This window comes from Xanthomonas sp. D-99, assembly GCF_017746145.1.
Lineage (GTDB): Bacteria > Pseudomonadota > Gammaproteobacteria > Xanthomonadales > Xanthomonadaceae > Xanthomonas > Xanthomonas cissicola.
The window spans coordinates 1-14527 of record NZ_JAGHWU010000071.1 but is presented as its reverse complement, the minus strand read 5'-3'; the positions used below and the strand labels follow the sequence as shown (position 1 = coordinate 14527).

Here is a 14527-nt window from a genome sequence, read left to right as displayed (position 1 = left end):
GAGTTGATCAGACCTTCCCAAGGTGTCCTTGTAGCGTGCATGGCCGGCCGCCGCATCCCACTGCCAACTGGTGCCATCCACGCGCCCGCGCAAGCCAGCCAGCCAGCCAGCCAGCCACGATATTGGTCTGGAACATGGTGGAGGTGTAGACGCGCGTATTGGCCTGCGGAGAGCGCAGATAGTAGGCGTCCAGTTGATCGCCGAACGGGTTGTAGTAGTTGTCTACCGCGTCCGGCATTTCCAGCCCGTAGGCATCCAAGCGCGAGACCGTCTTGCTGCGCGTCCAGAACACGTCCATGTAGCCCTGCACGCTGGGGTTGAAGTCGAAACTGCCGTGCAGCGAGGCATTGGTGCGTTTGATCGGGGTGATCAGGTACTGCGCGTCGTAGACGTTGTAGCTGTCGGTGGCGCGATTGTAGGGGCGAAACGCCTCTTCGCCGACCGGCCCCGGCGCGACGCCATCCACCGGCGTCAGCACGCGCCCGTCGGTCAGGAAGGCGCGGGTGTTGGCTCCGCGAACCTCGCTGACCTGCCCATCGAGATATTCCACCTGCTTTGCCGCATAACTGCGGTCGCGATTGAACACCGGGTTCATCGAGTTTCGGCTGAGCCCTACGATCAGCCTACCGCGGTCCCAGGTCTTGCCCCATTCCAGCCCGTGCGTGCGTCGATTGGCATCGCCATGGGTGCTCTGCGCGTAGTCCGCGGTGGCAGCGAATCCGTCGTATTTGTCCTTGAGGATGACGTTGACCACCCCGCCGATCGCATCGGAGCCGTATACCGACGACGCACCGTCGGTGAGCACTTCCACGCGCTCCACCATCGCTGCGGGGATTGCATTGACGTCCACGCCGGGCGCCGACGCCACGCTGCTGGCAGGCCCTGCCATGCGATGGCCGTTGACCAACACCAAGGTGCGCTCGGGCCCGAGATTGCGTAGCGACACCAGCGCGCGGCCGTGACTGAAGTTGGAATTGAGCGCGGGCCCGGTCTGGAAGCCGGCCATCATCGGCAAGCGTTGCAGCAGCTGCCCCAGCGTGCTCTGCCCGCTGTCTTCGATACGCTGCCGGTCGATCACTACGACCGGGCTGGCGGTTTCGGCGTCGACGCGGCGCAGATGGGTGCCGGTGACGTTGATCTGATCCAAGGTCTGGGTGGCATCGTCTGCGCCATCGCCACGCTGTTGCGCGGCGGCCGGCACGGCGGCGACCGCCAGTGCAAACAACACAGCGTTGACGAGCCTGGTGGTCTGCAAGACGCGTCGTTGGGGAGCAACAGCAGTGCGGCTGGACGACATCGGAAATCCTCGTGCTGACGCAGGGTACGGGCCACCTTCCTGCACGACCGCGCACGGCCAAGCCGCACCGGCACAGCGCACAGATGGAGGGATCGATCACGACAGAAACTGCACCGGCCTGCCGTCTCAGCGGCAGGTCTCTACGCATGCAAGGACGGCACCTGCTACGGCACCGCTCTCCCCTGAGAGCACACGTTGTGACACACGCGTTACGTTAAAAAAATCTTGCGACAACGGCACTGCGCCGTCTTGACGAATTTAGTCGGGGCGCATGCGGAAAATCGCGTGCTTGCGCCTGCTTTCGGGCATGCCTGGATTGCCCAAGCAGCGACATACCGACACGATCATCCGATGTGCCCTGGTCTCTACGATCGACCACAGCACCTGCATGCGATCAGCAAAGCGGCACTGTGGCACGCCATGTCCAGCAACACTGCAGCAAGGCGATGCTTGCGCATCGCGTCGCGGTTGTCAGACGTACCACGCCTGCACCTTCACCAGTGCAGCAGCACCGGGCAAGGCCACCCGATCCGCATGCGAGCCCTGCACTCGCGCCGGTTTTCCATCGACCAGCACGCGCTGCAGACGTGTGCCTGCGGGCGTGCGCAAGGTGAGCCAGGTGCGTGCAGGTGCGCGTTCCGGCAATTGCACATCGGCACTGATGCAACGCGCCGCAGTGTCGGTGCGCAGCGTCAAGGTGACCGTGCCCCAGCGCGTTGGCGCTGCGGTGATGCCAACAGGCGCACCGCTGCCCAGCCACGCGCGCGGTACCGCACGCGCGAGAAACAACTGCTCGCCGGCGCTGTCGTCGCTGACCAGCATCCAGCGCAGCAGCAAGGGAATGGTCATCTGCGCCGGGATGCAGAACAACGGCATGCCGCCGGTGATGCCGCTGACTTCCCCGGCGGTCCAACTACCGCGCGTGTGCACTTGATAGCGATGCGCGTAGACGAACAACAGGTATTCTTCGATGCGATCCAGCCGCAGCAGTTGTTGCGCGTAGCCGTAGGAAATGAAACCGAGCAGATCGCGGCTGCCCGGCTCCGGCGGTGCGATGTTGGCCACCACGCCAATGCTGGTGCCGCCGTGGCCACGCAGGCAATCGATCACCAGGTGGGCCAGATCGTCCGGCAACACATCGGCCTGCAGCAGTTCGGCATATGCACGATGCGGCCATTGCTGTTCGCTGGGCTTTTCCTGCAGCAGCGATTGGCGGAAGGTCAATGTGGTCCCGGGCAACGGACCCACGTACGGCGGCGAAAGGTCGCGACGCACGTTGGCACGCAGGCTGGCCTCCAGCCGCGTACGCAGCTGCTTGGCGCGGCGTTGCCATTGCGCGGCCTGGCCGGCATCGCCATCGAGCGTGCTCCACACCTGTGCGATGTCTTCCCAGCCGCGAATGGTCAGCGCGCTATTGGCGAAATACGGTTTCCACCATAGCGATGGATCGGGAAACAGGCAGGCATCGGATTCGTTCCAGCCGTGCAGCAACCCATGGCCATGCGCCGTGCGCGGCAGTGCCAGCGCCTGGTCGTGCAAGGCGCACAACAGCTGCGCGGTGGCGGCGATCTTGGTCAGCACGCGGCGCAGCCGTGGCGCATCGCCGGTGTAACGCAGGTACCGCGCCAGCAACGACAAGGTGAGCCCGAACTGCCCGACTTCCGGCCCGCGCATGTTCGGCAGGCCATCGTCCTGCACGAAGGCGTCGAAGTAGTTGTCGAGCACCGCCGCGGCTTGTGCAAAGCGTCCCCACTCCAGGTTGGCGTACAACGAGCTGGTAAAGGTGTCCTGAAAACCGTCGTATTCGTTGCCGTAGTAATCGCGTTCCACCGCGCCATACTTCGGGTAGTCGCCGCCAGGGCGCACCACCAGCTCGCGCGCGAACGCGAACTGCGCCATGTCGTTCCAGCTCGCATCGGGAAACTGCGCCTGCACGGTGCCCTGCAGCGCCTGCTGCCAATACGCAGCGAAATCGATCAGTGCGGCGTAGAACTGTTCGGCCGTGGCGGCGCTGCGCGAGGGGGCAAATTCGGGGTAGCTGTGCGTGTAGTGCACCGCGACGATGGCGCCGGCCTTGACCTTCATGGTGCGGTGCCAGGTCTGCACCACGAAGCGGTCGCTTGCCCGCACGTCGGCAAACACCAGCACGTCGTACCAGCTGTCGGGCTCGCCCTCACGGCGCATCACCTTGCGCACCGCCGGCATCCAGCCGCCGAGCATGCCTTCTTCGCGGCGCTTGATCAGCGCTTCCTCGCCCAGCTCGGCGAAGGCTTGTTCCGGACGCGAGGTGCGGCTGCGACCGTTGGGGAGGATGGGCATGGTGTCCAGGCTTTCGCGTGTGCCCATAAAGGTGGTCCACGGCCAGCGGCCGCCGTTGTCCTTGGGGTCGAGCAAGGAGGCAGGCGGCGGCGCGGCATCGCGCACCTGTGCCTCGTCCGGGTCGCCGTCGCGCAGCAGGCGGTCGGCCAGCAGGTCGGCTTCGGCCATTGCCACCTGCGCCAGCGGCAGCCCGAAATACGGCGTGCCCCCGGCCGGATAGGCCGGCTCGGTGCGTTTGTCCAGGCGCAACATGCCGCTGTCGGTGCACAACGTGAGCTGGCCTTGCGCGTCGTCCAGATGCTCGTAGACCGTCCAATGCCGCTGCAGGTGGGTGAAGCTGCACAGCGTGCTGCCGACATGCGCGGCCGAAGGCAGCGGTTCCAGACGGGGCAGCGTCGGCGCCGGCAGCGTGCTTGCAGCCGACGACGTGGCCAGCGTGGCACCTGCACCGACCGCCGCGGTGGCCGCCACGCCCCGACGCAGAAAGGTTCTACGGTCCATCGTTACTCCCTCGAATGATCGTGGCCCATCGTGCGCGCGTTGCTGCACGGCGTCTTGTGACGGCGGTCAGACACCGGTGCGGAAATCTGCACATCGCCCCGACGCGTGGACCGCTGACGGTTGGGCGCGCGGCGGCCCTGAGTGCGCCAGGACGCTGGCCTCGCAAACCACGCGGCATGCTGTCGCAGGATTTGAGGCGCACGCGGGCGATGCTGATCTTGCTGCAACCGCTTGCCATTGCGTGCCATTGGCCGGTGGCCCAGCGATCGATGCGTCCGTGCTTCGTATTGCAGTACATCGCACGCGGTACCCCGCTGCACGGACAACCCGCGCATGGCGTTGAATGCACACGCTGGCCGTCGTGCGCGCCGCGCTGGTCGCGCAGCACGCGGCGGCGACATTGGATCTGCACCAACCCACGTTGTCCCACCCACCTCGATGGAGTTCTCCCCCGCATGCACACGATCCTGGCCGGCAGTGAGCGCCGTACCGCCCCCTCCACCATCCAAGCCGGACAACCGCCGCAGGACGAACGCCTGCGCGTCCTGCTCGCGGTGCGGATGCCGGCATTGAATGCCGCTGCCGATGCGCTGCTGCAACTGCAGCCCGATACGCTACCGAGTGCGTGCACGCGCGCGGAGTTCAGCGAGCGCTTCGCTGCCAGTGCGACAGATCTGCAGGCCGTTGCCGACTTTGCCGCCAGCTATGGCTTGACGATCGAGCACGCGCACGCAGACAGCGGCAATGTGATCGTGGAAGGCACCGTGCAGCAATGCGAGGCCGCATTCCAGGTCAGCTTGCGCGACTATATCGATGGTGCATTGCGCTATCGCGGACGCACCGGCCCGGTATCGATTCCACAGACCCTGGGCGGCATCGTCACCGCCGTGCTGGGGCTGGACGCACGCCCGCAGGCTCAGACGCTACCCAGCGTGCCCGAGGCGACTGCATCCTCGCCGCCCGCGGTGCGGCCCACAACGCTCGACAGTCAGGATGGTCCGATCATGCAATACACGCCACCGCAGCTGGCGCAGCTCTACGGCTTTCCCGAGCACGACGGGCACGGTCAATGCATCGGCATCATTGTATTGGGCGGCGGCTATGCACGCGAACAGGTGGCTGCCTATTTCGCGCAGCTGCGCGTGCCCATGCCGACACTGGTCGATGTGCTGTTGCCCGGGGCCACCAATACCGTCAGTCGCGGCAATGCTGATGCCGATGTCGAAGCGCAGATGGATATCCAGATCGCCGGGGCAATCGCGCCGGGCGCCAAACTGGTGGTGTATTTCGCGCCCAACACCGACAACGGTTTTCTGGAGGCGATCAACGCCGCCATCCACGATGCAGAGCATTCTCCTGGCGTCATCGGCATCAGCTGGGGCTTCACCGAATCGCAATGGACGCCGCAATCGCGGCAGGCGTACGACTGTGCGTTTCAGGCCGCTGCACTGATGGGCATCACCGTGTGCATTGCCGCTGGCGACGATGGCGCCAGCGACGGGCAGCCAGGATTGAATGTCTGCTTTCCGGCATCCAGCCCGTTCGTGCTTGCCTGCGGCGGCACTCGGCTCCAGGTAACGGCCGACAGCGCCAACGAACAAGCCTGGACGAACGGCGGCGGCGGAGAAAGCAGGTTCTTTGCCCGCCCTGCCTGGCAGATGGGTCTGCGCATCACCAATGCGCAGCATCAGTCACGCCAGTTGGGCATGCGTGGTGTCCCCGATGTGGCAGCCAATGCCGACGCGCAGACCGGTTACTACCTGTCGATCAACGGGCAGCCCGCCGTGATGGGCGGCACCAGCGCCGCTGCGCCATTATGGGCGGCCTTGCTGGCACGCATCTACGGCGCAAACCGCATGCAACCCCGCTTCGTGTTGCCGCGTCTGTACGGTCGGCCGGGTGCATTCCGCGACATCGTTGCCGGCGATAACGCCGGCTTCCGTGCATCCACCGGCTGGGACGCCAATACCGGGTTGGGCGTGCCCGACGGCGCACGCTTGGCCGAGGCGCTGCGACCGGACTGAGCGTGGCATGGGCGATGCTGCAAGCAGCCATCACCGCGCGCGGAATGCCCCGATATCAGCGTACAAGCGCGGTGGCTGCCGCTCGCCTCGCTGCGTCGCTCGAGCTCCCCTGCAGGTCTGCCGCCACGCACGCTCAGGCCATTTGCATGCGGCACGTGCAACCCACCGTGACCGACGTTTCACCACCAGGCAAAAACCTCGCAGGGTGGGCGCACTGCCGCCCCTGCCATTTGACCGCATGACTTTCCGGCCGGGCCCGCCGCCCGCTGCCTCGGCCACACTCGCCGCACGTCCACCGCCGCAGGGTGCGCTTGCGGTGGCGCGGACACGATCATTCCACAAGGAGCGTCATGCAGATCCCAGTCCCTTGCGAACCGAACGGCGTCAACGCTGCGGCATCCCGTTCGGCCGTGACCGCGCCATGGCGGCATCGCATGTTGTGCTCCGTCTTGCTGACGCTCATCACGCCCTGCGTAGCGCAGGCGCAAGTGGATCTGTCACAGCTGGATGCGGAGATGGCCGCGCCACGCACGCAGGTGCTGGTACTCGGCAGCGTGCATCTATCCCAGTTGCCCAAGGGCAGCGACATCAGTGCCGCGCGCCTGCAACCGCTGATAGACCGACTGGCTGTTTACCGCCCCACCATCATCACCGTCGAAAACCTGTCTGGCGAAAGCTGCGATCTGATGCGCCGGCATCCTGCGGTCTATCTGCCCGAAGACACCACTAACTATTGTCCGGACACCGCCGACGCTGCGCGTGCCACCGGACTGGATGTGCCAGCCGCCGTTGGCCAGGTACGCAGCGCATTGAAGACCTGGCCGCAGACGCCCATGCCGGCACAACGTCGCCATCTGGCAGCGCTGTTCCTGGCCTCCGGCGACCCGTCATCTGCGTTGGTGCAATGGCTACAGCTTGCACCCGCCGACCAACGTGCCGGCGACGGGCTGGATGCTGCGCTGGTGGCGCGCTTGCGCAAGGCACAGGAGCGCCCCAACGAGAGCAACCAGATCGCCGCGCGGCTGGCGGCACGGCTTGGTTTGCAGCGTGTGTATTCGGCCGACGATCACACCGGCGACAACATCGACATAGGCGATCCGGTGTCCTACGGCAAGGCGATTCAGGCGGCCTGGGACAAGGCCGCGCCGCGTGCACGTACCATGCGCGAACACGAAGACCAGTTGGCAAGCGAAGGCGAACTGCTGGAGTTGTACCGCGCGATCAATCTACCTGCCAGCCAGCAGCTGGCGATTGCAGTGGATTTTCGCGCTGCGTTGAGCGAGGACTCGCCGGAGCACTACGGCTATCGCTACGTGTCCGGGTGGGAAATCCGCGACCTGCGCATGGTGTCTAACGTGCGTGCCAGCTTTGCCGACCAACCCGGCGCACGGGTATTGGCGGTGGTCGGCGCGATGCACAAACCCTGGTTCGACAACTGGCTGGGACAGCTACAGGGCGTGGATATCATAAATGCGGCACAGGTGCTGGGCACTGACGGGCAATGAGGTTGTGAGTACAGCGATTTCAGTATGACGCTCCGGATCAACGCCTGTTTATTTGAATACGTGATGCCCTCACCGCGTCGGCGTTGCGAGGAGATCGACGCGTCGCGTGTGCGGTGCCCTCACCGCTCGCGGGACACGCCGTCAACCCGTCCATGGGGGCTCGATGGCGGCATCCATGCCGCCAACGGTCCCGCAATCGGCGGCGACACCGCACCAGACAGTTGGCGGGTGGTTTTGATGAAAGCGAAGGAAAAGGGCAAAGCCCTCTGCCGGTTGCTTTGCCGAACCATGCGCACCGACCATCTCGACTGGTCCTTGCCCGCCCACCGTCGCGGGATGGCGGCATGGATGCCGCCACGGAGCTTACATGGACGTACTTGCAGCGTGTCCGGCGATGGTGGGTGGGCAAGGGCCGTGCAGCAAAACGCGAAAACCTTGAGTGCGCGGTGCATTCACCGCACCAGAGAGTTGGCTGGTTATTTTCGACGGCGTCGCATTGATGGTTGCTTGTAGAAACGCTGCGCACCGACCAGGTTGGCCGGTCCTTGCCCGCTCACCGTCGCGGGACCCTTGGCGGCATGGATGCCGCCACGGAGCTTACAAGGACGTACTTGCAGCGTGTCCTGCGATGGTGGGCGGGCAAGCGCCCTGCAGAAAACACGAAGACCTTGAGTGCACGGCATCCTTGTCGTTCGCAGGACACGCCGTGCACACAATGCTACAGGTCGACGACCGTCGTCGTGTAGGCCAACCGATTAGGTCAACACATCCAACAAGCTACCCAGCATCTCGTCGGAGCGCCGCAACACGTTGGCATTTGCCTGGAAGTCATTGCGTGCCGATAGACCTTCCACCAGATCGGTGGCCGGTGCAGATGGATAGGCGCTGGCATCGACCACGCTGGCCGCCGCGCCGCCATTGGCCTGGGTGCTGGCGGCAACGGACTGACGCGGGCTGCCGTCCACGGGCTGACGGGCCACATTGCTGGCCGCGACCTGCTGACGCAGCGCGGCGACCTGCATTCCGGAACTGGCGATGCTGCTGATGCTCATGATGGCTCCGCTGTAGAAACTGAGAACTAACCGATGACGTTTGTTGACAACCCACCAACACACTCGCAGCTGGCAACCGCGTTCTACTGCTTTGGCACTCGCATCAACAAATATGTGTCAGTGGCACTGCTCGGAACACTAGAACCGGCGGACAGCAGCCGCAATGTCCTGCCCAGCTCGTCGATTCCCCCAACGCCCGCCTTACAGCCGCGTCACGCGCGCTCAGTAAGTACCCACCCGCACCCGCAACACCACGGGCACATTGCCAGCCGCATCCACACGCCCGAAGTTGAGGCCGTAGTCGGTCTGGTCGCCGTTGAGCTGCCTTTCCATCTGCCAGCGCCCATCGACATACCGCCCCTGCTCCACCCGCAACAGTTGTCCATGACGGGTATCGGCCGCGTCGCGGAAAAATTCAATGCGCGCCGCCATGCCCGTCACCAGAAATTCCTCCGGCCCCAGTTGCGCCACCAGTAGCCTGCCGGCGTGGTCGTCGTTGCCCGGCAGAATGGGCGGCGCATCGCCCCACATGGGCGCACCGAACGACACCTTGGCCTCCCAGTCGCCGAAGCGCAGCGTCCGCTGCGGCGCGCCGGGCTGTTCGGCCACCGCCTGCAGGCGGCCGTCGAAGGCCGCCTGCGCCAGACTCCGCTGCATCGGCGCGAGCAGTTTGAAGTTGGCCGCATGGGCTGCAACCGCTGCGCGGTTGGCCTCGCTGTCGGAGTTGCCATCCATGCCGAACACCGAAAAGCCAACCCCGCCCTGCCCCAGCACATGGAACAGATACGGCGCGGTGGCCGCTTCGAAGCCGGTTTCCGATACCCAGGCCGGGTTGTCGGGCCGCGCATACTGGCCGATGACCTTGGTGTATTCGTTGTAATCGTTGGTGTAGATGTCGGTGCCGATGAAATCGATCGACGGCGTGGCCGCGCGCCACAGCGCGAATACGTTCACCGTCGCACCGCCGGACGGATAGTCCATGCCCGGATAGCGCTTGCCCTTGTAGCGCAGCCAGGTGTTGACATAGAACGGCAGCGGATACACACGCTTGCCGGCGGCGGCCACCTGTTCGATATACGCGGCGGTGGCATACGCATTGAACGCTTCGGCTGCTTCGGCACCGAACAGTTGCTGCCAGCTGCCCTGCGGCTTGCCCAGCGCGCGCGCAATCTGGGCCGGCACCGGTTGTGCGAACGCGGCCTCCCCTGCGGGGCCGTGATCGCGCACGGTACCGATGGCGCCCGGCTCGTTTTCCACCTGCACCAGGATCACGGTATGGCGGTCGCCATCCACCTTGCGCAGGTGCCGCATCAACGCAGTGAACGCACGCGCATCGGCCTGCATATTGGCGGCCACATGCGGCGACAACACATCCACCGGCTCGCCATTGGCGTCGCGCATGCGCGGGTAGGTCGCTTCGTCGCGCTTGATCCATTCCGGCACGTAATGCATCTGGCCATTCTTCCAGCTGCCGAACCACAGCAGCGCGACACGCAAGCCGCGCTTGCGGGCGCCGGCAATCAGCGCGTCCACATTGCTCGTGTCGAAGCGGCCCTGTGCCGGCTCGAATTGCTCCCAGTACACCGGCGCTTCCACCGTGTTGGCATGCAGGGCAACCACCTCGTCCAACGCCTTGGGCAATACCGCCGGCCATGCGCTGGAGTTGTGCAATTGCGCGGCCAGGATCGTATACGGCGCACCATCGACAAACAGCGCATGGCGGCCATTCTGGGTGACCAAGCGCGGCAGTTCTTCGGCACTGGCCAGCAGCGGGGCGCTAGCGGCCAACATCACCAACGACCACAGCAGCGCCGCGAGGCGGCAGCGCCGCTGCGGCTTGAATCGAACAAACAAACCCATCATTGCGCCTCCGATGGCAGGGAATTCCAGTGCGGCGTGGATTCGTTGCGCAGATGGCGCACGAAGAAGTCGTACTGGCGACGTTGCACGTAATCGATCGGCCCGCTGGAGCGGCCAACCGAATGCTCGCCACCCGGTACGGTGAGCAGGTCGAATTCCTTGCCGGCCTCGATCAGTGCGTCGACGACTTGTGCGGTGGACGCCGGATCCACATTGCTGTCCTGCTCGCCGACGATCAGCAGCAGGTCGCCCTGCACCTTGCTTGCATTGGCCACGCCAGACGCCTGCGCATAGTGCGCATCCACCGGCCAGCCCATCCACTGCTCGTTCCAGCTGATCTTGTCCATGCGGTTGTCGTAGCACCCGGCAAACGCAACGCCCACCTTGTAGAACTCCGGATGACGCTCGAGCGCTCCCAGCGTGCTCTGCCCGCCGGCCGATGCACCGTAGATACCGACGCGGCTGATGTCGTAAGACGGGTCCTTGGCCGCCAGCGCACGATGCCAGGCAATGCGGTCGGCAAACCCGGAATCGCCCAGATTTTTCCACGCCACATCATGAAACGCCTTGGAGCGATTGGCGGTCCCCATGCCGTCGATCATCACCACGATGAAACCCAGATCGGCCTGCGCCTGCATGCCGATCTGCTTGTCGCCGCCGGAGTGATAACCGAACGGCCAGAACGTCTTGGGGACGAAGGAATCGTGTGGCCCGGCATAGATGTTCTCGATCACCGGATAGGTCTTGCGCGGATCGTAGTCGCGCGGACGCACCACCATGCCCCAGATATCGGTGGTGCCATCGCGGCCCTTGGCCACGAAGGTCTCCGGCGCGCGCCAGCCGGCGGCCTGCAGCTTGTCGATCGTGCCACGCTCCACGGTGTGCAGCAGCCGGCCATCGATGGCGTGCAGCTCCATCACCGGCGGCAGGTCCGGCCGCGAATAGACATCGACGTAATGCAGGCCGTCATCGGCTATCGCCACATCGTGGTCGGCCTCGGCGTGGGTCAAGCGGGTCAACCGGCGGCCGTCGAAATCCACGCTGTAGAGCTGGCGGTCGTACGGATCCTTGCCCGCATCCATCCCGCTGGCCGTGAACCAGATGCGGCGTTGCGCATCGTCCACGCGCAGCACATCGCGCACCACCCACGGCCCGCGGGTGAGCTGGCGTTTGACCTTGCCGCTGCGTCCATCGAACAGATACAGGTGCCGCCAGCCGTCACGTTCGGAAATCCACAGCACCTCAGCGCCACGCCCGTCTACGTCGTGGCGAAAGCTGCGGTCGGCATACACGAAGGTGCGCGCGTCTTCACCGACTGCCACGCGCGCGCGCCCACTGATTGCATCCACCGAAATCACGCGCATGCGTTGAAAACCACGCTGCACATACTCGAACGCCACGCTGCGCCCATCGCTGCGCCACTGCAGCGGCGACAACGAATACGGGTTGTCGAACAACGCGGTGTCCACGTCGCGGCGTGTGCCGTCCAGCGCAAATAGCACCGGCCGCTCCACATCCACCGCATCGCCCGGCTTGGGATACAACTGGGTATGCACCACCGGTTGCCCGCCGCCGGCAGGCGCGGCTTCGACGCGGGTGACACGGCGAGCCAGCCCCGGACGCACGCGGTACACCGCCAGCTGCCGCGAATCCGGCGACCAGGCAACACTTTCCAGATCGAAATAGTCATCGGCACGGCCGTCGCTGCTGAGCCGGGTGACCTGCCCGTCGGCGACATGGCGCAACACCAGGTTCCAACCATCGGCCAGCACCTCCCACGTGGCATCGGGCGAGCGACGCGGCGTGGTGTCGGCGGGCACCAGCGGGTCGCGCACCACGCCGAAACCGCGTGGGCGTGCCGACTGCAGCCGAGCATCGGGTGCGCAGTGGTAGGTGGTCAGCGTGCAACGCCAGGGCGCATCGTCCAGTGCGAAGACAATGGCGCCATTGCTGCGTTCGCCCTCGGTTGAAAACGAGAACTGCTCGAACGGCAGGCGCAGCGGCGCGTAGGCTTGTCCGGTTGCCGCACTCAAGCCCTGCGCCACGCGCGCCTGATCGAAGGCCGGCTGCTTCTGCAACGTGGCCACATCGGTACTGACGAACGCAAAACCACCCGGCACCGTCTTGCGGTAATGGAACCTGCCATTGTCCTGCCATTGCGCCGGCCAGGCGACATTCTCCGTCAGCGTGATCCACTGCTCGCGCAACCCCAGCGAGCGTTGGTAATCGGCAACGCTGGGCGCAGCCTGCACAGCACCGGACAACAGCATCACCGAGGCGGCCAGCGCACACCATCGACGCAAACCAAGTGCGCTGCGGCGCGCCTCACTCACCATCGTCCTCCTCCAGCGCAAGCTCGTCGCTGCGCAAACCGCTGCGCGCGCCCCAGTGATAAATGAAGAACGCAATGGCCGCCACAGCCAGCGTATCGAACGGATGCGCAATCCAGCCATGTCCGCCGAACGTCCCCGCCCACGACACCAGCATCACCAGCACGAAGAACACGATCAGCCACAACGATGCGTGCACCTGCCGCACCAGGCGCGCGCGGCCTTCGCGCGAAGGCAGGCGGTACGGCACATACAGCACGAACGCGAGCACCTGCAAGCCGAGCAACCACGACAAGGTCGGCCAGGTGGACCAGTACACGATCAACGCCGCCACCATGAACGAAAGCGGCCCCAGCACCGGCAGGCCACGCACGAAAAATGGGCGCGGTAAGTCCGGTGCTCTGCGGCGCAGGGCCGCCACCGTGATCGGCGCCACCGCATAGCTCAGCACCAAGGCGGCCGACACCACGCCGATCAGCGTTTCCCACGAGGGAAACGGCAGCGTCCAGAAGATCGACAAGCCCAGACTCAACCACAGTGCCGGACGCGGGATGCCCGACGCCGGATCCACCCGCGTCAGCACCGGCAAGAATCCACCGCTACGCGCCCAGCCATACACCACGCGCGGCGTGGCATTCATGTAGATATTGCCGGTGCCGCTGGGCGAGACCATCGCATCGCAGATCACCAGTGCCGCCAGCCACGCCATGCCCAGCGCTAAGGCGATGTCGTGGTACGGCAGCGAGAAGGCCTTGTCGATACCCGCCCAGCCGTGTGCGAGCTGCGCGGCCGGGATGCTGCCCAGGAACGCCAGCTGCAGCAGCACGTAAATCACCGTGGACAGCGCCACCGACAGGATCAGCGCAATCGGAATATTGCGCTGCGGGTCGCGCACTTCGCTGGCCACCGACACGATCGGGGTCAGTCCCAGGTACGCGAAGATGATGCCGCCGGCCGAGATCGCCGCTTCCACGCCTGCCATGCCCGATGGCGCGAACCCATGCACGCTCAGATTGCCGGCATCGAAGTGCTGCATCAGCAGCACGATCACCAGGATCGGCACCAGAAACTTGAAGATGCTGACGATGTTGTTGGCCAGCGCAAAGGTCTTGACGCTGAAATAGTTGAGCACGAAGAACAGCACCAGCAACGCCAGCTGCACCAGCCAACCCACGATGCTGGGATGGGTGCTGTTCGGCTGGCTCAACCACGGGAACCACGCCGCTGCGTATTGCCGCGCCGCCTCCACTTCGATCGCGATCAGGCTGGAGAACGCAATCAAGGTGATGAAGCCGGTCAGCGAGCCGAGCAAGGCGCCATGCGAATACTCCGGGTAGCGCACCACTCCGCCGGCGCGCGGCAATGCCGCACCGAGTTCGCAATACACCAGCCCAAGCAACAGCACCGCGATGCCGCCGAGGATCCACGACACGATGCCGGCCGGCCCCGCGATCGAAGAGACGTGGCTGGCCGAAAACAACCACCCGGAACCGAAGATCGAACCCAGCCCGATGAAGGTCAGGTCGGTCAGGCTCAACCGCTTGTGGAACTTGCCTTGCGTGGTCGCAGCGTGGGTGGTCATACGTCGCCCCGAAATGTGGAAAGCGCGGTTACTGCACTTAAGGAAGGTCTGAACAAC

The 14527-nt window shown here is 65.1% G+C and carries 7 protein-coding genes and 1 pseudogene; 2 read left to right on the top strand and 6 right to left on the bottom strand.

Going from position 1 to position 14527, the window contains the following annotated elements; genetic code table 11:
* Window positions 1-1297 (bottom strand): annotated as a pseudogene (locus tag J7360_RS19025) (TonB-dependent receptor plug domain-containing protein); the annotation flags it as partial.
* 471 nt (window positions 1298-1768) lie between these two features.
* A complete protein-coding gene (locus tag J7360_RS19020) occupies window positions 1769-4117 on the bottom strand; it encodes a Tat pathway signal protein (RefSeq protein ID WP_209034501.1) in 2349 nt (782 codons plus the stop codon).
* A gap of 455 nt (window positions 4118-4572) precedes the next feature.
* Here J7360_RS19020 and J7360_RS19015 point away from each other — a divergent pair, with 455 nt between their 5' ends.
* Both J7360_RS19015 and J7360_RS19010 read left to right on the top strand, forming a co-directional pair.
* The gene (locus tag J7360_RS19015; protein WP_209034499.1) at window positions 4573-6141 is read left to right on the top strand and encodes a S53 family peptidase; all 1569 of its coding nucleotides are present in this window, start codon (window positions 4573-4575) and stop codon (window positions 6139-6141) included.
* A gap of 434 nt (window positions 6142-6575) precedes the next feature.
* Window positions 6576-7646 carry a DUF5694 domain-containing protein gene (locus J7360_RS19010; RefSeq protein WP_209034497.1) on the top strand — a complete coding sequence of 357 codons (1071 nt, stop codon included), beginning with the start codon at window positions 6576-6578 and terminating at the stop codon, window positions 7644-7646.
* A 755-nt stretch (window positions 7647-8401) separates the two neighbouring features.
* On the opposite strand, the gene J7360_RS19005 is transcribed toward J7360_RS19010, so the two are convergent.
* The 4 genes from J7360_RS19005 to J7360_RS18990 all read right to left on the bottom strand — a co-directional run bounded on the left by J7360_RS19005 (window position 8402) and on the right by J7360_RS18990 (window position 14470).
* Window positions 8402-8698, bottom strand: coding sequence for a hypothetical protein (locus J7360_RS19005; protein ID WP_057661267.1), 297 nt, complete (start codon window positions 8696-8698; stop codon window positions 8402-8404).
* A 222-nt stretch (window positions 8699-8920) separates the two neighbouring features.
* A complete protein-coding gene (locus J7360_RS19000; RefSeq protein ID WP_209034495.1) occupies window positions 8921-10558 on the bottom strand; it encodes a DUF5597 domain-containing protein in 1638 nt (545 codons plus the stop codon).
* Window positions 10558-12894 carry a S9 family peptidase gene (locus tag J7360_RS18995; protein WP_209034494.1) on the bottom strand — a complete coding sequence of 779 codons (2337 nt, stop codon included), beginning with the start codon at window positions 12892-12894 and terminating at the stop codon, window positions 10558-10560. The genes J7360_RS19000 and J7360_RS18995 overlap by 1 nt, the downstream gene beginning before the upstream one ends.
* Complete coding sequence (locus J7360_RS18990) at window positions 12884-14470, bottom strand: APC family permease (protein WP_057661282.1); 1587 nt, start codon at window positions 14468-14470, stop codon at window positions 12884-12886. Before J7360_RS18990 ends, J7360_RS18995 begins: the two co-directional genes overlap by 11 nt.
* Window positions 14471-14527: the final 57 nt, after the last annotated feature.